Source organism: Curtobacterium sp. MCBD17_019, from assembly GCF_003234555.1.
Taxonomy (GTDB): Bacteria; Actinomycetota; Actinomycetes; order Actinomycetales; family Microbacteriaceae; genus Curtobacterium.
This window is the reverse complement of record NZ_QKTT01000004.1, coordinates 224,904-245,012: the sequence shown is the minus strand read 5'-3', so window position 1 is coordinate 245,012 and position 20,109 is coordinate 224,904. Positions and strand designations below refer to the sequence as shown.

At 71.9% G+C, this 20,109-nt stretch carries 16 protein-coding genes; 5 read left to right on the top strand and 11 right to left on the bottom strand.

Going from position 1 to position 20,109, the window contains the following annotated elements:
• Positions 1 to 142: 142 nt before the first annotated feature.
• Positions 143 to 511, bottom strand: coding sequence for a DUF3040 domain-containing protein (locus tag DEI82_RS06095; protein WP_111012632.1), 369 nt, complete (start codon positions 509 to 511; stop codon positions 143 to 145).
• A 79-nt stretch (positions 512 to 590) separates the two neighbouring features.
• On the opposite strand from DEI82_RS06095, the gene DEI82_RS06090 reads away from it, so the two are divergent.
• Complete coding sequence (locus DEI82_RS06090; RefSeq protein ID WP_111008625.1) at positions 591 to 1,709, top strand: polyprenyl synthetase family protein; 1,119 nt, start codon at positions 591 to 593, stop codon at positions 1,707 to 1,709.
• 125 nt (positions 1,710 to 1,834) lie between these two features.
• Here DEI82_RS06090 and DEI82_RS06085 read toward each other — a convergent pair whose 3' ends face one another.
• Positions 1,835 to 2,188 carry an Rv2175c family DNA-binding protein gene (locus DEI82_RS06085; protein WP_258368399.1) on the bottom strand — a complete coding sequence of 118 codons (354 nt, stop codon included), beginning with the start codon at positions 2,186 to 2,188 and terminating at the stop codon, positions 1,835 to 1,837.
• Positions 2,189 to 2,400: 212 nt separating this feature from the next.
• On the opposite strand from DEI82_RS06085, the gene DEI82_RS06080 reads away from it, so the two are divergent.
• Both DEI82_RS06080 and pknB read left to right on the top strand, forming a co-directional pair.
• A complete protein-coding gene (locus DEI82_RS06080; protein WP_146242844.1) occupies positions 2,401 to 3,627 on the top strand; it encodes a LysM peptidoglycan-binding domain-containing protein in 1,227 nt (408 codons plus the stop codon).
• Between the two features lie 139 nt (positions 3,628 to 3,766).
• Positions 3,767 to 5,779: a Stk1 family PASTA domain-containing Ser/Thr kinase gene (pknB, locus tag DEI82_RS06075; protein WP_258371984.1), complete on the top strand. Its 2,013-nt coding sequence runs from the start codon at positions 3,767 to 3,769 to the stop codon at positions 5,777 to 5,779.
• A gap of 99 nt (positions 5,780 to 5,878) precedes the next feature.
• Here pknB and DEI82_RS06070 read toward each other — a convergent pair whose 3' ends face one another.
• The 3 genes from DEI82_RS06070 to DEI82_RS06060 form a co-directional block, all read right to left on the bottom strand.
• Complete coding sequence (locus tag DEI82_RS06070; RefSeq protein ID WP_111036129.1) at positions 5,879 to 7,216, bottom strand: class II 3-deoxy-7-phosphoheptulonate synthase; 1,338 nt, start codon at positions 7,214 to 7,216, stop codon at positions 5,879 to 5,881.
• A 125-nt stretch (positions 7,217 to 7,341) separates the two neighbouring features.
• Positions 7,342 to 8,088 (bottom strand): 1-acyl-sn-glycerol-3-phosphate acyltransferase, encoded by a 747-nt coding sequence (locus DEI82_RS06065; protein ID WP_111008623.1) that lies wholly within the window; start codon positions 8,086 to 8,088, stop codon positions 7,342 to 7,344.
• Positions 8,089 to 8,115: 27 nt separating this feature from the next.
• On the bottom strand, positions 8,116 to 9,069 hold the full coding sequence (locus tag DEI82_RS06060) for an ROK family glucokinase (protein WP_111008926.1): 954 nt from the start codon (positions 9,067 to 9,069) through the stop codon (positions 8,116 to 8,118).
• 118 nt (positions 9,070 to 9,187) lie between these two features.
• Here DEI82_RS06060 and DEI82_RS06055 point away from each other — a divergent pair, with 118 nt between their 5' ends.
• On the top strand, positions 9,188 to 11,047 hold the full coding sequence (locus DEI82_RS06055) for a long-chain fatty acid--CoA ligase (protein ID WP_111036106.1): 1,860 nt from the start codon (positions 9,188 to 9,190) through the stop codon (positions 11,045 to 11,047).
• 61 nt (positions 11,048 to 11,108) lie between these two features.
• Here DEI82_RS06055 and DEI82_RS06050 read toward each other — a convergent pair whose 3' ends face one another.
• The 3 genes from DEI82_RS06050 to DEI82_RS06040 all read right to left on the bottom strand — a co-directional run bounded on the left by DEI82_RS06050 (position 11,109) and on the right by DEI82_RS06040 (position 17,026).
• Entirely contained in the window at positions 11,109 to 13,004 is a 1,896-nt protein-coding gene (locus DEI82_RS06050; RefSeq protein WP_146242843.1) for a hypothetical protein, read from the bottom strand.
• A 123-nt stretch (positions 13,005 to 13,127) separates the two neighbouring features.
• Entirely contained in the window at positions 13,128 to 13,619 is a 492-nt protein-coding gene (locus tag DEI82_RS06045) for a peptide deformylase (protein WP_111036105.1), read from the bottom strand.
• Entirely contained in the window at positions 13,619 to 17,026 is a 3,408-nt protein-coding gene (locus tag DEI82_RS06040; protein WP_111036104.1) for a pyruvate carboxylase, read from the bottom strand. The genes DEI82_RS06045 and DEI82_RS06040 overlap by 1 nt, the downstream gene beginning before the upstream one ends.
• Positions 17,027 to 17,147: 121 nt before the next feature.
• On the opposite strand from DEI82_RS06040, the gene DEI82_RS06035 reads away from it, so the two are divergent.
• Positions 17,148 to 17,963 carry a ParA family protein gene (locus tag DEI82_RS06035; RefSeq protein ID WP_111008618.1) on the top strand — a complete coding sequence of 272 codons (816 nt, stop codon included), beginning with the start codon at positions 17,148 to 17,150 and terminating at the stop codon, positions 17,961 to 17,963.
• Positions 17,964 to 18,087: 124 nt separating this feature from the next.
• On the opposite strand, the gene DEI82_RS06030 is transcribed toward DEI82_RS06035, so the two are convergent.
• From DEI82_RS06030 to DEI82_RS06020, 3 genes are all read right to left on the bottom strand, one after another.
• A complete protein-coding gene (locus DEI82_RS06030) occupies positions 18,088 to 18,573 on the bottom strand; it encodes a MerR family transcriptional regulator (RefSeq protein ID WP_258368453.1) in 486 nt (161 codons plus the stop codon).
• A gap of 292 nt (positions 18,574 to 18,865) precedes the next feature.
• Entirely contained in the window at positions 18,866 to 19,573 is a 708-nt protein-coding gene (locus tag DEI82_RS06025; RefSeq protein ID WP_111008616.1) for a MerR family transcriptional regulator, read from the bottom strand.
• Positions 19,573 to 20,055: an FHA domain-containing protein gene (locus DEI82_RS06020; protein WP_111008615.1), complete on the bottom strand. Its 483-nt coding sequence runs from the start codon at positions 20,053 to 20,055 to the stop codon at positions 19,573 to 19,575. The genes DEI82_RS06025 and DEI82_RS06020 overlap by 1 nt, the downstream gene beginning before the upstream one ends.
• Positions 20,056 to 20,109 lie beyond the last annotated feature (54 nt).

The window sequence follows — 20,109 nt, the reverse complement described above, 5'->3', positions numbered from 1 at the left end:
GGGATCGTGTGGAGCGGAGTGGAGGAGGGGGTGGAGGGCCGCGGTGTGTCGTCGGACCATCGACGGCTGTCGCCCGGGAACGCGACAGCGGGGCCGACCCGAAGGTCGACCCCGCTGTGGTGGTGCAGGTGGACGGAAGCGGCTACTGCTCCTGGTTGCGCTTGTCCCAGCGCTCGTTCATGCGGTCCATGAACGAACCGCCGGCGCCGCCCTTGGCGGTCGGACGGCCAGCCGGCCGGCCGGCACGCGAGCCGACACCGGGACGCAGTGCGAAGAGGACGCCCGCGAGCATGAGCACGAAGCCGACCACGCCGATCACGGGCTGCCGGAGCGCGAGGCCCAGCACGACGACGCCGACCCCGACGAGTGCCCCGAGGACACCGAGCGTGATCGAGGTGTAGGTCGGCCGACCCTGCCGCTTGGTGACGCGGGCCACGAAGTCGGAGTCGTTCTGGTAGAGGCTGCGCTCCATCTCCTCGAGGAGTCGCTGCTCTTGCTCCGAGAGTGGCATCTCAAGTCCCTCATCCCTGGGATCGACGCTGGTTCAGTGGGCCGATTCTATGCCTCAGCCACCCACTAAGGTAAGGAGGGTGGCTGAGAGTACGCGGTTAGTGGATCTCGTCTCGGATCGCATCGAACGCGCGCTCACGGAGCAGCGCACGCGGCTCGCGGCGATCAGTCCCGACCTCGCGCCGTTCAGCGACTTCTCGCGCGATCTGCTCGCCGGCGGCAAGCGGTTCCGTGCCCTCTTCTGCTACTGGGGCTGGCAGTCCGTCGCCGGCCGGTCGGGCTCGTTCGACCCGCTCGCCGCGGGATCCCGTCAGACCACCGCGGAGGCCGTCGTCACCGCGGCCGCGGCCCTCGAGGTGTTCCACGCGGCGGCCCTCGTGCACGACGACATCATGGACCGCTCGGACACGCGGCGCGGCCGCCCCGCAGCCCACCGTCGCTTCGAGCGCCTGCACGCAGAGCACGGATGGATCGGCGACAGCGCCGCGTACGGCACGAACAGCGCGCTGCTCATGGGCGACCTCCTGCTCTCGCTGTCCGACAGCGTGTTCGACGAAGCCCTGGCCCTGCTCGAGCCCGGCCGTGCGCGCCTGGTCCGTCAGGAGTTCCACGCGATGCGACTCGACGTCACCGCGGGGCAGTACCTCGACATCCACGAGGAGACCGCGTGGCCGACCGTCGACGAGGCCGACCTGCTCGTCCGCGCCCAGCGGGTCATCGTGTTCAAGTCGGCGAAGTACTCGGTCGAGGCGCCGCTCGCCATCGGCGGACTCATCGCCGGCGCGGACGACCGCCAGCTCGAGGGGTTGCGGGCCTTCGGCCTCCCCCTGGGCGTCGCGTACCAGCTGCGCGACGACCTGCTCGGCGTGTTCGGCGACCCCGAGGTCACGGGCAAGCCCGCCGGTGACGACCTGCGCGAGGGCAAGCGGACGGTGCTCATCGCGACCGCACGGAAGGCCCTGCCCACAGGCGCCCGGCAGCTCGTCGACGAGTTGCTCGGCGATCCCGAGCTCGACGAGGACCAGATCACGATGCTCCGGGCGACCCTCACCGAGTCCGGCGCCGTCGCCGCCGTCGAGCGGTCGATCGAGCGGCACGTCGCCCGGGCGAAGGCCGCGCTCGCGGCGGCGCCGCTCACGCCGTCGGCGCGGGAGCAGCTCGTCGCCCTGGCGGACACGGTCGCCCAGCGCGTCGCCTGAGGACCACCCCGACTCGGCGACCGGTCGCGGCTCGACGACCCGCTGCGCCGCGACGACCCGCTGCGCCGCGACGACCCGCCGCGCCTCGCCGCGCCTCGCCGCGCCTCGCCGACCATCGCGGCCGGTCAGAGCAGGGACTGCGCGACCCGGCGCACCTCGGCCTTGCGTCCGGCCCGGAGCGCTGCGATGGGCGGGACACCGATCGACTCCTCGGTCGTGAGCATCCAGCGCACGGCCTCGTCGTCGCTGAAGCCGTTGTCGCCGAGCACGATGAGCGTGCCGCGGAGCTCCGGCAACGGCTCCGCACCGTCGAGGAACTCGACCGGGACACGGAGCACACCGTCGACCCGCGCGGGGAGCAGGGTGCGCTGCTCGAACAGCCGGTGGACCCGGCCCGGGCTCACACCGAGCAGCTCCACGAGGTCGGGCACGGTCAGCCAGCGCTCGGACAGGGCGTCGTCCGTCAGTGCGTCAGTCACGCTGCCATGGTGCCAGACTCCCCCGCGGTCCTCGAGCGGGGGCGAGGGGCACGTGAGTCACACCAGTCACATCCGTCTCGTTGATTGACTCGCGTGACGATCCGTGCCACGGTGGTGCGGACCTTGCCGCGGCGCGACGGAGCACCCGCGGCGCGGCACCCGGCCGAAGCAGCACGGCACCCCCGCCGCGGCCCCCGAGGAGAGTGATCACCGTGGACACCGACGACGCCGCCGCACGGCGCCCGCGCGCAGCCCGATTCGCGACGATGCCGATCGTCCTCGCCGGCACGATCGCCGTCGCCGCCGGCCTGACCGGACCGGTGGCCGCCGGACACCTGGACCAGCGCCATCGCCCCGAGGAGAAGCACGAGGGTGACCACACGCGCCGCGCCGCGCCCGACCGCGTCGAGACCGACCACCCGGTGTTCGGCACCGCGGTCGCCACCTCGACCCCGACGGTCACGACCGTCGCCGCCATCACCGAGGCGCCGGCCTCGTACACCGTGGTCCAGGGCGACACGGTCAGTGCGATCGCGGCCCGGTACGGGCTCTCGCCGCGCGACGTCCTCAGCGCGAACGGCCTGAGCTGGAACGCGATCATCCACCCGGGGCAGACCCTGACGCTGCGGTCGGGGTCGACCGCGACCGGCCGGACCGGCGGGACCTCGACCTACCACGTGGTGTCGGGCGACACGGCGACCGGCATCGCGGCGCGGCTCGGTGTCTCCACGAACGCGCTGCTCGCCGCCAACCAGTTGTCGGCCACGAGTGTCATCTACCCGGGGCAGACGCTCCGGGTGCCGTCGGCGACCACCACCTCGACGGTCGCGGTGACGACGAACGCCGGGACCAGCACCGCGGCTCCGGCGGTCAGCAGCGCGACGACCGTGCACATCCACGCCGGCGACACCCTGGCCACGATCGCGTCGGCGCACGCCGTCTCGGTCGCCGACCTGCTCGCCGCGAACGGCCTGACCTACACGAGCACGATCTACGCCGGGAGCACCCTCGTCGTGCCGGCGTCGAGCGGTGTCGGCCTGACGAACGAGATGCGGGCCAACGCCGAGACCATCGTCCGCGTCGGCCGCGCCCTGGGGGTTCCCGAGCGGGGCCTCGTCGTCGCGCTCGCGGCCGCGATGCAGGAGTCCGGGCTCCGCGACCTCGACCACGGGGACCGCGATTCGATCGGACTGTTCCAGCAGCGGCCGAGCCAGGGCTGGGGATCCGCGTCCGAGCTCATGGACCCGACGTACGCGGCGAGGCTGTTCTTCGGCGGTCCGCACAACCCGAACGCCGGCACGACGGCCGGTCTCCTCGACGTCCCCGGCTGGCAGTCGATGTCGGTCACGGACGCGGCCCAGGCCGTGCAGAACTCGGCGTACCCGAAGGCGTACGGCCAGTGGGAGAAGCCCGCGACCGCGTGGCTCGCCACCCTCTGACGCCGGATCCGGCCGCCAGGTCGGAGGCGGGACCGGTCGTCCGTGAGCACCGCCTCCTCCTCCAGATCGAGATTGCATCACGGTCGGTGCGTCAGCGGCGGTGGTCCGACGCCCGATTCGTAGAATGCCGACCGTGACCATGAACGCCGCGACGGATCCGATGATCGGTCGGATGATCGACCAGCGGTACCGCGTCCGGTCGCGCATCGCCCGCGGTGGCATGGCCACCGTGTACCTCGCCACGGACGTCCGTCTGGAGCGCCGCGTCGCGATCAAGATCATGCACGGTCACCTGGCGGACGACGCCGCGTTCCGCGGACGCTTCATCCAGGAGGCCCGGTCCGCCGCCCGTCTGTCCCACCCGAACGTCGTGGGCGTGTTCGACCAGGGGCAGGAGACCGACTGCACCTACATCGTCATGGAGTACATCCCGGGCATCACGCTCCGTGACCTCCTGCAGGAGCACCGGGCGCTCACGAGCGACCAGGCGCTCGACATCCTCCGCGCCGTCCTCGCCGGGCTCGCGTCCGCGCACCGGGCGGGCATCGTGCACCGTGACCTCAAGCCCGAGAACGTCCTCCTCGCGGACGACGGCCGGATCAAGCTCGGCGACTTCGGCCTCGCGCGCGCCGCGACGGCGAACACCGCCACCGGTGCGGCCCTGCTCGGGACCATCGCGTACCTCTCCCCCGAACTCGTCACGCGCGGAGTGGCGGACACCCGGAGCGACATCTACGCCCTCGGCATCATGCTGTACGAGATGCTCACGGGCGAGCAGCCGTACAAGGGCGACCAGCCGATGCAGATCGCGTACCAGCACGCGAACGACACGGTCCCGGCCCCGAGCGCGAGCAACCCGGCGGTGCCGCCCGAACTCGACGACGTCGTCCGCTGGGCCACCGCGCGCGACCCCGATGAACGGCCGCGCGACGCCCGCGCGATGCTCGACGGCCTCGCGGGCATCGACGAGCGGATGAGCGACCCTCGCGCGACGTCCGTGCTCCACCCCGCCGGCACCACCACCGTCCTGCCGCTCGACGCCGCGCCCGCAGACACCACGATGCTCGGTCCGCGTGGTCCGCTCGCTCCGCCCCGGAGCCCGATCGGTCCGCAGCGCTCGACGACGTCGGCGCCCCGGTTCCCACCGACGGCGAGCGAGTCGCTCGAGACCGCCCTCGCTCCCGCCGCGGGACGCCTCGCGCACACGACCGCCCGGCGCCGTCGCCGCGGGTGGGTCCTCCTCGCCGTCGTGGTCGTGGTGGCACTCGTCGTCGGGGTCGTCGCGTGGTGGTTCGGACCCGGGCCCGGCGGCAACGTGCGCGTGCCGGAGGTCGCCGGCAAGAGCGTCTCCCAGGCACGCCGCCTGATCGAGGAGCGGGGACTGCACGCCGCGTCGAGCACCGGTGCGCGCCCCGACGCGGTCGTCCACGCGGGCGCCGTCTCGGCGACCGCGCCGGACGCCCGGCGCATCGTGACCCGCGGGACGACGATCCGGATCCTCGTCTCGTCCGGGCCCCGTCCCATCGTGCTGCCCGCGATCGTCGGACAGCCGGTCGCGACCGTGCGGAGCGAACTCGCCCCGCACTTCACACTCGAGCAGCTGCGCTACCGGTTCGACGGATCCGCTGCCGCGGGCACCGTCCTCGCCGCGACCGGCACGACCGAGGCCGGCGACGACGTCGACCTGACCACCGTGCACCAGTACGGCGAGCGGATGCCCGTCCGCCTCACGGTGTCGCTCGGCGCCGTGCCGGACGTCGTCGGCAAGTCGAGCGACGCGGCCACCGCCGCGCTCGAGGCGGTGGGGCTCGACGCCGGCCAGGCGCCCGGCCAGTACAGCGACGACGTCCCCACCGGCGACGTCATCAAGGCGATCCTCCCGGCCGACCCCGTGGTCAAGGGTTCCACGGTGCAGCTCGTGGTGTCGAAGGGCCCCGTCCCGATCACGCTCCCCGACGTCCGGAAGAAGCCGATCGACCAGGCCGCGTCGACCCTCCAGGCCCTCGGCCTGCACGTGTCCTACCCGGACTGCACGAACGTGCTGTGCTCGTTCTACGACTGGAAGTCGTCGCTGCCGGTGTCCGCGACCGACCCGGCCCCCGGCTCCACCGTGCACAAGGGCGACACGATCACGCTCGACTACGAGCAGTGACCGGTGCGCGCCGTCCGGCCTCGGCTGACGCAACGGGAGGCCGGGACGGACGGGAGGCACGACACCGGTCCGGTGCCGTGCCTCCCGTCCCGGGGACCGTCAGGACCGCGGTGCCGCGCTCAGCTCCTCGGCCACGAGGAACGCGAGCTCGAGCGACTGCATGTGGTTGAGGCGCGGGTCACAGAGTGACTCGTACCGGGTGGCGAGGGTCTCCTCGTCGATGTGCTCGGACCCACCGAGGCACTCGGTGACGTCGTCGCCCGTGAGTTCGACGTGGATGCCGCCCGGGTAGGTCCCGACCGCGCGGTGGGCCTCGAAGAAGCCGCGGACCTCGTCCACGACGTCGTCGAAACGCCGCGTCTTGTAGCCGGTCGGCGTCGTGAGGCCGTTGCCGTGCATCGGGTCGGAGACCCAGAGCGGGTTGGCGTCCATGCCCTTGATCGCCTCGAGCAGGGGCGGGAGCTTCTCGCGGACGAGGCCCGCACCCATGCGCGTGATGAACGTCAGGCGGCCCGGCTCGCGCTCGGGGTCGAGCTTGTCGATGAGCGCCTCCATGTCGGAGACCGAGGTCGACGGCCCGAGCTTCACGCCGATCGGGTTCCGAACCCGCGACAGGAAGTCGACGTGCGCGCCGTCGATGTCGCGCGTGCGCTCCCCGATCCACACGAAGTGGCCGGAGGTGTCGTACGGCAGCCCGGACCGCGAGTCGATACGGGTCATCGGGCGCTCGTAGTCCATGAGGAGGCCCTCGTGGGACGCGTAGAACTCGACGTGCTTGAGTTCGTCGAAGTCCGCGCCCGCGGCCTCCATGAACCGGATGGCGCGGTCGATCTCGCGGGCCAGGTGCTCGTACCGCGCGTTCGCCGGGTTCTCGGCGAAGCCCTTGTTCCAGCTGTGCACCTGTCGGAGGTCGGCGAACCCGCCCTGCGTGAAGGCGCGGATGAGGTTCAGCGTCGACGCCGCGGTGTGGTACCCCCGCACGAGACGCTGGGGATCCGCCTGCCGGGACTCCGGCGTGAAGTCGTAGCCGTTGATGATGTCGCCGCGGTAGGCGGGCAGGGTGACGTCACCGCGGGTCTCGAAGTCGCTCGACCGCGGCTTGGCGAACTGCCCCGCCATGCGTCCCATCTTGATGACGGGCGTGGAGGCGCCGTACGTCAGGACGACGGCCATCTGCAGGATCGTCTTCACCCGGTTGCGGATGGCGTCGGCGGTCGCACCGGCGAACGTCTCGGCGCAGTCACCGCCCTGGAGGAGGAAGGCCTGACCCCGAGCCGCCGCCGCGAGCCGGTCGCGCAGCACGTCGACCTCGCCGGCGAACACGAGCGGCGGGAAGGTCGCGATCTCGGCCGATGCGGCCTCAGCCGCGATGGGGTCCGGCCACGCCGGCTGCTGCTTGATCGGGAGCGTCCGCCAATAGTCGAGCCCCTCGATCACGTCCGGATCCTGCAGGGCGACGATGTCGGTCGACTCGAACACTTCGATTCCCTCGTGGTTGTGTGGCTCGATGCCACGTCGGGCAGGGCTGTCCACACCGGTCGGGGCGTGCGGACTGACTGAGCCTAACGTGGAAGCGTGGCGCCCTGTTCCCCAGCGGTGGAACCGACGCGCTGCCCCGTGGACCGGAGGGCCGCTGCGCCGCGCTCCTTCACGCTCGACGCGTACACGTCGGCGTACTCCTGGTGGCTCAGGCGTCGGAGCTCGTGCATGATCTCGTCGGTCACGCTGCGGAGGATGAAGCGGTCCGACTCCAGGCCCGTGAAGCGGGAGAAGTCGAGGGGCTCGCCGAAGACGACCCCGACGCGCTTGATCTTCGGCACGTGCTGACCGATCGCCATGACCTCGCGCGTGCCGACCATGGCGACCGGGACGACCGGGACGCGCCCCTCGAGCACCATGCGGGCGACGCCCGTGCGGCCGCGGTAGAGGCGCCCGTCCGGGCTGCGCGTGCCCTCCGGGTAGATGCCGAGCTGCTCCCCCCGCGCCAGCACGCCGAGGCCCGTCCGCAGGGAGGCCTCACTCGCCTTGCCGCCCGATCGGTCGATGGGCAGCTGGCCGAGCGCGCCGAAGGCGGTCTTCGTGGCCCAGCCCTTGATCCCACGACCGGTGAAGTAGTCGCTCTTGGCGAGGAACGAGATCCGGCGGTCGAGCACGACCGGCAGGATCACGGAGTCGATGAACGACACGTGGTTGCTGGCGAAGATGACGGGACCCGTCGCCGGAACGTGCTCACGCCCGACCACCCACGGGCGGAACACCGCCGTGAGCAGTGGTCCGATGAGCAGGTTCTTGAGCACCCAGTAGAGCATCGTCGCGTCCTCGGTCCGGTCGAGCGGTCAGGCGGTCCGCGCGTGGATCCGCGCCAGGTCCGCGGCACCGACGACACCCGCGTCGTTCACGAGCTCCGCGATGACGAAGTCCGGCTCCGGATGGTAACCCCGCGCGGGCAGGTTGTTCAGGTACGCCTGACGGATCGGTTCGAGCAGGCGGTCCCCCGCGCTCGCGACCCCACCCCCGAACACGAACAGCTGCGGGTCGAGCACGGCCGACAGCGACGCGCACGCCTCGCCGAGGTGTCGTCCGAGTCGACGGAGCGCCGCGAGGGCCCCCGGGTCGTCGGCGAGGATGAGGTCGCCGACGATCTGCCCGTCCAGCGTGCCGCCGTTGGCGTCACGGGCCTCGGCGAGGGCGACACCGATGCCACCGGCGTCCGCGACGTCGTTCGCCATCCGCTGCAGCGCCCGACCCGAGCCGTACTGCTCGATGCACCCGCGCGCACCACAGCCGCACGGGAGCCCGTTCGGGACGATGCGGAGGTGGCCGATCTCGCCACCGGTGCCGAAGCCGCCGCGGAACAAGCGGTCCTCGGTGACGATCGCCCCACCGACACCGGTGCCGATCGTGAGCATCGTCATGTCGCTGACGAGGCGGCCGGCACCGAAGCGGAACTCCGCCCAGCCCGCGGCGTTGGCGTCGTTGTCGACGGTGATGTGCACGTCGCCGAGGCGTTCCTGCAGCCGCTGCCGCAGCGGCTCGTTCCGCCACCGGATGTTCGGCGTGTAGTAGACGATCGACTGCGAGGCGTCGATGAACCCGGGAGCCGCGACACCGACGGCCTCGATCGCGTGCTCCGCGCGGAGGCGTTCGACCATCGAGACGACGTCGTCGAGCATGGCGGTGGGGTCCGCGGCGTTGGTGGGGACCCGGTCCTCCGCGACGATCTCGCCGAGTTCGGAGACGACCGCGCCCGCGATCTTCGTGCCCCCGATGTCGATTCCGATGGCATGCACGAACATCGACCCTACCCGGTGTGGACACTGGACTCGCGCGGGGGCGTGGGTCCTATGCTGAGCGCGTCCGGCTCGACGACGAGGCGGATCAGCATCGACGGTCGACGAGGGAGTTGCCGTGCACGATCACCGAACCTCACCCGAGGGGACCGACCAGACCCACGCGGACGCCGGGCACGGTTCCGCCGCCCGGATCCTCGTCGAACGGGCCGCGGCGACGCCCGATCGCGGACTCCTCGCCCAGCGGCACGGGGAACGGTGGGTGCCGATGAGCGCTGCGAGCGTCCTCGCCCGCGTCCGCGCCGTCGCCAAGGGCCTCGTCGCCGCGGGACTCGAGCCGGGCGCCCACATCGCCGTGCTGTCCCGCACGCGGTCGGAGTGGACCATCGTCGACTTCGCGATCTGGCACGCGGGTCTGGTGTCGGTGCCCGTCTACGAGACGAGCTCGCCCGACCAGGTCCGGTACATCCTCCAGGACTCCGGGTCCGTCGCGATCGTCGTCGAAAGCGAGGAGCACGCACGCCGTGTGGCGGGCGTCGCCCCGGACCTCCCGCGTCTCGCGCAGCACTGGACCATCGACGGCGGCGGGCTCGACGACCTGGCGCGACTCGGCGAACCGGTGACCGACGCCGAGCTGGACGCCCGCCTCGACGCGGTGTCCGCGCACGACGACGCGACCATCATCTACACCTCCGGCACGACGGGTCGGCCGAAGGGCTGCGTCCTCCGTCACGACAACTTCACGACGCTCGTCGAGGGTGCGGCGGAGGCGATGGCGGACGTCGTCGAGGAGGGCGCGTCGACACTGCTGTTCATCCCCATGGCGCACGTGTTCGCGCGGTTCATCGCCGTCATGTCGATCGGGACCGGTGTGCTCGTCGGTCACGAGCCGGACACCAAGGACCTCATGCACGCGGTCGCCACGTTCCGGCCGACGTTCCTGCTCGCTGTCCCGCGCGTGTTCGAGAAGATCTACAACGCGGCCGAGCAGAAGGCGGCCGTCGGCGGACGCGGCCGGGTGTTCCGGCTGGCGGCCGACACCGCGGTCGAGCACTCCGAGGCGCTCGCCACCGGGACGGTCCCGCTCGGCCTCCGCCTGCGGTTCCGGCTGTTCGACCGGCTCGTCTACGCGAAGCTCCGCGAGGCGCTCGGCGGTCGGGTGCGGTACGCGATCAGTGGGTCGGCGCCGCTGTCGCCCCGCCTGGCCCACTTCTTCCGGTCCGTCGGGGTGCTCGTGCTCGAGGGCTACGGCCTGACCGAGACGACCGCACCGGCGACCGTCAACCGGGCGGCGGAGATCCGCATCGGGTCCGTCGGCCGCGCCCTCCCCGGCGTCGAGGTGCGGATCGCCGACGACGGCGAGATCCTCGTCCGTGGCGTCGACGTGTTCGACCGGTACTGGAACCGCCCCGACGCCACCGAGCAGGCGTTCGTCGACGGCTGGTTCCGCACCGGTGACCTCGGGACGCTCGACGAGCACGGCGTCCTGACCGTCACCGGGCGAGCGAAGGAGCTCATCGTCACCGCGAGCGGCAAGAACGTCGCACCCGCCCCGCTCGAGGACGCCGTGCGCGAGCACCCGCTCGTCGCGCAGGTCGTCGTCGTCGGCGAGGGCAAGCCGTTCGTCGCGGCGCTCGTCACCCTGGACCGCGAGATGCTGCCCGGCTGGTGCGCGGCGAACGGGATCGTCCCCGCGCTCACCCCCCGGAGCGCCGCCCACGACGCACGCGTCCACACGGCCGTGCAGCACGCGATCGACGCCGCGAACCAGCGGGTGTCCCGCGCCGAGTCGATCCGCTCGTTCACGATCCTGGACGCCGAGTTCACGGAGGCGTCCGGGCACCTCACGCCGAAGCTCACCGTCAAGCGGGACCGGGTGCTCTTCGACCACGCCGCCGACATCGAACACATCTACTCGGGCTCCGCGGTGCAGACCACCGCGGTGCCGGTCGTGGAGCACCGGCACCGCGGGTACTGACCCGACCCGACGACGAACGCCCCGCCGGAGCACCGGCGGGGCGTTCGTGTGTGGTCGCGGTTCAGCCGACCGTCACGGACTTGCATCCGAGCGTCGGGTTCGACCCACCGCCCTGGTTGATCGCGTACGCGCACACCTTGTGGGTGCCCTTCGCCAGCGAGACCGTCGTGCTCCACCCGGTGTTCGCCGGGGCTCCCGCCACCGCACGCGCCACGTCGGACCGGGCGATGGAGGTCGTCACGCTTCCCAGGTACTTCGACCCGGAGGTCTGGTCGTACAGCCGGACCTCCGTGCTCGAGGTCTGGTCCGGGTCCCATGCCCACCCGCGTGCCGTGGCCCCGCCGCTCGTCGCCGTGAGGGTGTCGAAGCTGCCCTTCGGGGTGGCCGAGGCGGTCGAGCCCGACGCGGCGGCCTTGGACATGATGACCGGCGCGGACGAGAACGCCAGTGCGTTCCCGCTGTTCGGGTGGTGGAGCACGACCTCGACGTGGTAGGTCCCCGCGGCCATCGAGCCGAGCGAGAAGGTCGTGGCGTTCGTGCCCTGCTGCACCGGGACGCCCGACGCGATCGTCGTGTAACCGGAACCGTTCGCGCTCGTGCCGACCTTGACGTCGGCCGTCGTGCCGGCGACCCACGCCGCGTCGTGGAACTTGACCGTCGTGCTGCCGGTCGCGGCCGGCGTGTTCCGCAGGTGGATCGACTTGAGGTGCCAGACCGCGGCACCCTTGTCCTCGTTCGGGTCGAACCGGAACCCGGTGATGACCTGGCCGGCCCACCCGACCTTCGGGTTGAGGGCGGTCTCGTCGAGGGGGTTCACCGCGGTCATGTCGATCGCGACCTCACGGGCGTTCGCCCCGGAGAACGTCAGGATGTCGTTGCCGATCTGCGGCGTCGACGTGCTCGCGCCGTACCAGATGACGCGCGCCATCTTGCCGCCGCCCGCAGCGCTCGCCAGTGAGAACCCGCCGTCGTAGGTCAGGTCGAAGGTGAGGTAGTGGTACTGGTTCGCGCTGAACTTCTGGACGGGCAGGTGGACCTGCGGGTCGCCCTGGTTCGGCCCCTGGTTCTGCGCCGTCAGACCGTCGCTGCCGTAGTGAATGAGCCGCGCGTTCTGCAGCGTGACGCCCGACGCGTTCGCCGACGAGGTGAACTCCCACGGCTTGCCCCGCTGGACCGTCGCGAGGTCCTTGCCGTCCGCCGGGCTGGGGCTGTCCACCACCGGCTCGGGCATCGGCTCGACCCGGTAGGTGCCGTGGTCGCCGGGCGGCATCGCGGCCTGCGTCGTCGTGCCGCCGTGCAGGCGCACCCAGTTCAGGGTCGCCGACACCGTGGGGTGCGCCGCGTTCGTGACGATGGGCTGGACGCGGAGTGCGACCACCTTCGCGCTCGTCCACGGGATCTTGCTGCCCTGGTTCGACGTCCCGTTGAGCGGGATGTCGTACACGTGGTCGCCCGCCGTGACGTTGAAGGTGGTCCCGCCGAGGCAGCTGCTCGTCTTCTCGCGGCAGGTGTACCAGTAGACGATGCCCTTGCCCGAACCGGCCGACGACGTGTTCATCTCGAACGACAGGCGCTGGTAGCGCGACGTGTTGATCGGCGCCGCGGCACCGTCCCGCCCGTAGGCCAAGCTGCCGCTCACCGTGTCGACGAGCGAGATGAAGCCCCCGGTGCCGTAGTTCATCGACAGCTGCCCGTTGGCCACCTTGTAGGTGCCGGGCCCGCTGAGGTCGGTGTTGTAGTCGGCCGCGTCGCTGAAGTCCCACGGGTCCTGGAAGGTCTCGGACGCGTAGTCCGGGGACTCGCCCACCACCGGCTCGGTCGCGGCGTGTGCCGGTGCCGCAGCACTGACCGTCACCACCGCGAGCGGCGCGGCGACGACCGTGAGGACCACCCCGAGGGCGGTCAGTCGTCCGCGGCGCGAGCGCGCACGGACGAGACGTGTTCCTGATGATGACATCGCTGTCCCCTGATCCTGTCGGCGGACGCCCTCTCTGCGTCCGGGTCCACGGTGACCAGGGAACCTGATCCGCGTCCACCCCGTGAACGGGGGTGCCCGCGTCGGGAGCGATGTGCGCCCCGGTCAGAACCAATCCTGCCCGCGGATGTCGCGGAGCGCACGTCGTCGTGTCTCCGGATCGAGCGTCATGACGTAGACGGTGCCGTCGAGGTGGTCCGTCTCGTGCTGCAGCGCCTCCGCCATGAGCCCCTCACCCTCGAGCACGACCTCGGCGCCGTCGACGTCGACGCCCCGCACCCGCGCGTACGGGAACCGTCGGGTCGGGTACGCCAGGCCGGGCACCGAGAGGCATCCCTCGTCCATGAGCGCGGGCTCGCCACGGGTCTCGACGAGCTCCGGGTTGAGCACGTAGCCGACGAAACCGTCGACGTTGACGCTGAAGGCGCGCAGTCCGACGCCGATCTGCGGCGCGGCCACGCCGGCACGGCCCGGCACCCGCACCGTGTCGAGGAGGTCCTGCACGAGGTCCGTGACGCCGTCCGCGCCGATCCGGACCGGGTCGGCCGGTGACCGCAGCACGGGGTCGCCGAACAACCGGATGGGACGGACCGTCATCAGGCGACCACCACCAGGAGGTCCCCGGCGTCGACCTGTTGCGTCACCGGGACGGCCAGCCGCGTCACCGTTCCCGCACGGGGCGTCGTGATCGCCGCCTCCATCTTCATCGCCTCGATGCTCGCCACGGCCTGACCCGCCTCGACGTGGTCGCCGGGCTGCACCTTGAGCGTCACGACACCGGAGAACGGTGCCGCGACCTGACCCGGGTCGTCGCGATCGGCCTTCTCGGCGGCCTTCGACTCCACCGCGACCGACCGGTCACGGACGTACACGGGGCGGAGCTGCCCGTTCAGGGTGGTCATGACCGTGCGCATGCCGCGCTCGTCGGCGTCGCCGATGGCCTCGAGGCCGACGTGGAGCGTGACGCCCCGGGCGATGGACACGACGTGCTCCCGCCCCTGCTTGAGCCCGTACAGGTAGTCGGCGGTCCCCACGCCCGAGAGGTCGCCGTACTGGTCCCGGACACGGTGGAACTCGTCGGTCGGACCCGGGAACAGGAGCCGGTTCAGGGCCGCCTGCCGCGCCCGGCCCGGCTCGGCGAGCACCGCGGCGTCCTCGTCCGAGATCGGCGTCGTCGTGAGGTGGACCTCGCGCCCGGCGAGCACCTTGCTGCGGAACGGCTCCGGCCAGCCGCCGGGCAGGTCCCCGAGCTCGCCCGCCATGAACCCCACGACCGACTCCGGCACGTCGTACCGCTCGGGGTGCTGCTCGAAGTCGGCGGGGTCGGCGCCGACCGCCGCGAGCTGGAGTGCGAGGTCGCCCACCACCTTGGAGGACGGGGTCACCTTGGTCGGGCGTCCCAGGATCCGGTTGGCCGCGGCGTACTGGTCCTCGACCTCCTCGAACCGGTCGCCGAGGCCGAGCGCGATCGCCTGCTGCCGGAGGTTCGACAGCTGCCCGCCCGGGATCTCGTGCACGTACACCCGACCGGTGGGACCCGGGAGGCCCGACTCGAACGGCCGGTAGACGCGGCGGACGGCCTCCCAGTAGGGCTCGAGGTCGCTCACCGCCCGCAGTGCGAGCCCGGTGTCGCGCTCCGTGTGCGCCAGCGCCGCCACGAGCGCCGACATGCTCGGCTGGCTCGTGGTGCCCGCCATGGGCGCGGCCGCGACGTCGACGGCGTCCGCTCCGGCGCGGCTCGCCGCCAGGAGGGTCGCCAGCTGCCCGCCGGCGGTGTCGTGCGTGTGCACGTGGACCGGCTGGTCGAACCGCTCCCGCAGGGCCGTCACGAGGCGCTCGGCAGCACCGGCACGGAGGAGGCCCGCCATGTCCTTGATCCCGATCACGTGCGCACCCGCCGCCACCATCTGCTCCGCCAGGCGCAGGTAGTAGTCGAGCGTGTAGAGGTCCTCCGCCGGGTCGAGCAGGTCGGCCGTGTAGCAGAGCGCGGCCTCGGCGACGGCCGTGCCGGTCGCGAGCACGGCCTCCAGGGCGGGTCGCATCTGCGCGACGTCGTTGAGGGCGTCGAACACGCGGAAGACGTCGACGCCCGTCGCCGCGGCCTCGGCGACGAAACCCTCGGTGACCTCGGTCGGGTACGGCGTGTAGCCGACCGTGTTGCGGCCGCGCAGGAGCATCTGGATCGGGATGTTCGGCATCGCCGCACGGAGGGCCGCGAGCCGTTCCCACGGGTCCTCGCCGAGGAACCGCAGGGCGACGTCGTACGTCGCGCCGCCCCAGGCCTCGATGCTGAGCAGTTCCGGGGTGAGCCGCGCGACGTACGGGGCGACCGCGACGAGGTCCGTGCTGCGGACGCGGGTCGCGAGCAGGGACTGGTGGGCGTCGCGCATGGTCGTCTCGGTGACGGCCAGGGCCGTCTGCGCACGCAGCGCCTCCGCCCAGCGCGCCGGACCGAGGGCGAGGAGGCGCTGCCGCTGCCCGGCGGGCGGCTCCTGTCCCAGGTCCACATGCGGGAGCTTCACCGCCGGGTCGAGTGCACCCGTGCCCGGCCCGTTCGGCTGGTTGACGGTGACGTCCGCGAGCCACGCCAGCACCTTGGTGCCACGGTCCCGCGAGACGTGGCCGCCGAGCAGCTGCGGGCGCTCCTCGATGAACGACGTGCTGATGTCACCGCGAGCGAAGTCCGGGTCCTCCAGGACGGCCTGGAGGAACGGGATGTTCGTGCTCACACCGCGGATGCGGAACTCGGCGAGGGCACGACGGGCCCGGGCGACCGCGGCGGGGAACGACCGCCCGCGGCACGTCATCTTGGCGAGCATCGAGTCGAAGTGCGGGCTGATCTGCGCGCCGGTCGACACCGTGCCGCCGTCGAGGCGGACCCCCGCGCCACCCGGGCTCCGGTAGGTCGTGATCCGGCCGGTGTCCGGGCGGAAGCCCTGCGACGGGTCCTCGGTCGTGATGCGGCACTGCAGGGCAGCGCCGTGCACCGCCACGTCCTCCTGCGACAGCCCCAGGTCCGCCAGCGTCTCGCCCGCCGCGATCCGCATCTGCGCCTGGACGAGGTCGACGTCGGTGACCTCCTCGGTCACGGTGTGCTCGACCTGGATGCGGGGGTTCATCTCGATGAAGACGTGCTGCCCGGCGCGCTCGCCGACCGTGTCGAGCAGGAACTCGACCGTGCCCGCGTTCACGTAGCCGATCGACCGGGCGAAGGCGACGGCGTCCCGGTGCAGCGCTGCCGCCACCGCGGGGTCGAGGTCCGGCGCCGGCGCGATCTCGATGACCTTCTGGTTCCGGCGCTGCACCGAGCAGTCGCGCTCGAACAGGTGGATGGTCCCGGCCTCGTCGCCGGTGGCGTCCGCGAGGATCTGGACCTCGATGTGCCGGGGCCGGAGCACGGCCTGCTCGAGGAACATCGTCGGGTCGCCGAACGCACTGTCGGCCTCGCGCATGGCCTCCTCGAGGGCGGGACGGAGGTCCTCGGGACGGGCGACACGGCGCATCCCCCGGCCACCGCCACCGGCGACGGCCTTGGCGAACACCGGGAACCCGATGGCCTCGGCGCCGCGCACGAGCTCGTCGACGTCGCGGGAGGCCGGCGTGCTGGCGAGGACGGGCACCCCCGCCGCGACGGCGTGTTCCTTGGCCGTGACCTTGTTGCCGGCCATCTCGAGCACGCGCTCGCCCGGGCCGATGAACGTGATGCCGGCCGCTGCCGCAGCAGCCGCCAGCTCCGGGTTCTCGGACAGGAAGCCGTACCCGGGGTAGATCGCGTCCGCGCCGCACTCGCGGGCGACGCGGACGATCTCGGCGACGTCGAGGTAGGCGCGGACCGGGTGACCGGGCTCGCCGATCTGGTACGCCTCGTCCGCCTTGAGCCGGTGCTCGGAGTTCCGGTCCTCGTAGGGGTAGACGGCGACCGTCCGGGCACCGAGCTCGTACGCGGCGCGGAACGCCCGGATGGCGATCTCGCCTCGGTTCGCGACCAGGATCTTGCGGAACACGGGCTGCCCTTTCGGCATGCACCCGGGCGTCGTCGTGGTGCCCGGGCGGACGGCGCGATCGGCCGTCGAGCACGGCGGATCTTGAGGTGGTTCAACCCTAGTGGGGCTATCGTGTCTCGACGTGCATGTACTCAGCGTCAGCTCCCTCAAAGGAGGCGTCGGCAAGACGACCGTGACCCTCGGCCTGACGTCCGCCGCGTTCGCCAAGGGACTCCGCACCCTCGTGGTCGACCTCGACCCCCAGTCGGACGTCTCCACGGGGCTCGACATCTCGCTCGCCGGCCACCTCAACGTCGCCGACGTGCTCGAGAACCCGAAGGAGAAGATCGTCCGTCAGGCGATCGCCCCGTCCGGGTGGACCAAGGGACGCCAGGGCAAGATCGACGTCATGGTCGGCTCTCCCTCGGCCATCAACTTCGACGGTCCGCACCCCTCGATCCGGGACATCTGGAAGCTCGAGGAGGCCCTCGCCAACGTCGAGGCCGACTACGACCTCGTGCTCATCGACTGCGCTCCCTCGCTCAACGCCCTGACCCGCACGGCGTGGGCCGCCTCGGACCGCGTGTCCGTCGTCACCGAGCCGGGGCTGTTCTCCGTCGCGGCGGCCGACCGTGCACTGCGCGCCATCGAGGAGATCCGCCGCGGACTCTCCCCGCGCCTCCAGCCGCTCGGCATCATCGTCAACCGTGCCCGCGTGCAGTCGCTCGAGCACCAGTTCCGCATCAAGGAGCTCCGCGACATGTTCGGTCCGCTCGTGCTGTCGCCCCAGCTGCCCGAACGGACGTCACTGCAGCAGGCCCAGGGTGCCGCGAAGCCGCTGCACGTGTGGCCGGGCGAGTCCGCGCAGGAGATGGCACGGAACTTCGACCTGCTGCTCGAGCGGATCATGCGGACGGGCAAGATCGGCGAGTACGCCGAGGGGGTCGCGCAGGCCTGAGCCGGCCGAGGCGCGGCGTCCCCGTGTCGCCTGCCGTGTGCGCTGCGCCGTGTGACGCGTCGGACGCGGGGGTCACGAGACCCGGGAGACCGCGCGGGTCAGGAGACCCGGGAGGCCGCGCGGGTCAGGAGGCCCGGGAGGCCCGGCGCGCCGCGAGTTCGTCGCTCGGGTCGGCCGCCGGCGTCGAGTCGAGTTCCACGAGACTCGTCTCGACCTCGCGCAGGACCTTGCCGACCGCGATGCCGAAGACACCCTGCCCTCGGGAGACCAGGTCGATGACCTCGTCGTTCGAGGTGCAGAGGTACACGGACGCCCCATCGGACATCAGGGTCGTCTGTGCCAGGTCGTTCACCCCCGACTCGCGGAGCTGGTTCACCGCGGTGCGGATCTGCTGCAACGAGATGCCGGTGTCGAGCAGGCGCTTGACGAGTTTGAGCACGAGGATGTCGCGGAAGCCGTAGAGCCGCTGCGAACCGGACCCCGCCGCGCCACGGATGGTCGGCTCGACGAGGCCGGTCCGCGCCCAGTAGTCGAGCTGGCGGTAGCTGATACCCGCGGCCCGGGCGGCGACGGTGCCGCGGTAGCCGTTGGACTCGTCGCGCTCGGGCATGCCGTCGGTGAACAGCAGGCCGAGGTCGTAGCGGGTCAGCTCGCCGTCGGGCGTGTCCACGGCTGCGTCGGACGGTGCGTCCCCGGGGGTCCGGGGCGTTTCGTTCCCACTCATCAGACTGCCTTCCACGACGTTCCGGCCCGCAACCGAACATTCAACGATCGGTTGAGAGTTGTGCCGAGGTCCACGCTAGCGAGTCGGACCCGGTCGTCGCGGGACATCCGCACCGGGGAGTTCGGCGTGTCGAGGATAAGCCCGACCGACACCGGCTGTCCACGTTCGGGCCCCGTGCTCACGAGGCGTCGAACCGCCCGATCGCAGCCCGGATGAGGCTCGACCGGACGACCTCGAGTTGCCCTGCGATCTCGCGGGCGAGCTCCGCCGCCTTGGCGCGTGAGGTGGCGTCGGACCGGCGCCGGACGGGCATGAGCGCCGACTCGATGAGACCGAGTTCGCGCTCCGCCGACGCCCGGAACGTGCGGAGATGCCGTGGCTCGATGCCGGTGCGCTGCAGCTCCACGAGCGCCTTGACGACGGTGACGGCGTCCTCGCCGTAGTGCTCGACGGCCGGCAGCAGCGACGCGGACACGGCGTCCGACACGAGCATCGGGGTCGCGCCGGCCGCGCGGACGAGCTCGTCGCGCGTGTACCGCCGCTCGGTGCCGAGGATCGAGGGCCGCGGGCCGTCGGCACCACCCGGCAGGACCGGGTCGCGCCCGGCGTCGAGGTCGGCCAGGTACTCCTTGATGACCTTGAGCGGCAGGTAGTGGTCTCGCTGCAGGCCCAGGACGATCCGGAGCCGCTGGACGTCGGCGGGCGAGAACTTGCGGTATCCGCTCTCGGTCCGGATCGGCGTCACGAGCTCGCGTTCCTCAAGGAACCGGAGTTTGGAGTTCGACAGGTCCGGGAACTCGGGCTTCAACCGCGCGAGCACCTGCCCGATCGTGAGCAGGTCGGGACCCGCGGCCGTCGACCGGGCCGCAGCGCTCCGCGCCGGCACTACGCGGTCGCCAGGCGCGCGATGTCGACGCGGGACGCGTAGAAGGTGAGGCGGAACTTGCCGACCTGCACCTCGGCGCCGTCGGCGAGCAGGGCCTCGTCGATGCGGACGCCGTCGAAGTAGGTGCCGTTGAGCGATCCGAGGTCCTTGACGCTGAAGCTCGTGCCGTGCCGGAGGAACTCGGCGTGCTTGCGCGACACCGTGACGTCGTCGAGGAAGATGTCGGCGTCGGGGTGTCGGCCGGCCGTCGTGACGTCGGAGTCGAGCAGGAACCGAGCCCCGGCGTTCGGCCCGCGGCGGACGACGAGCAGCGCCGACCCGGACGGCAGCGCGCCGATCGCGTCGATCTCCTCGGTCGAGACACCGTTCTCCGGCGTGAGCGCCGCCCCCATGTCCATGCTGAAGGTCAGGGTGGTGTCGACGCGCCGCTCGGGCGCATCGGATCGTGCGGCGCCGTCGCGCGGACCCGTTGGACCTGCCATCGTGGACCTCCTTCTGGCGGACCAGCGTATCGGAAACGCGCGGCACCGCGAACG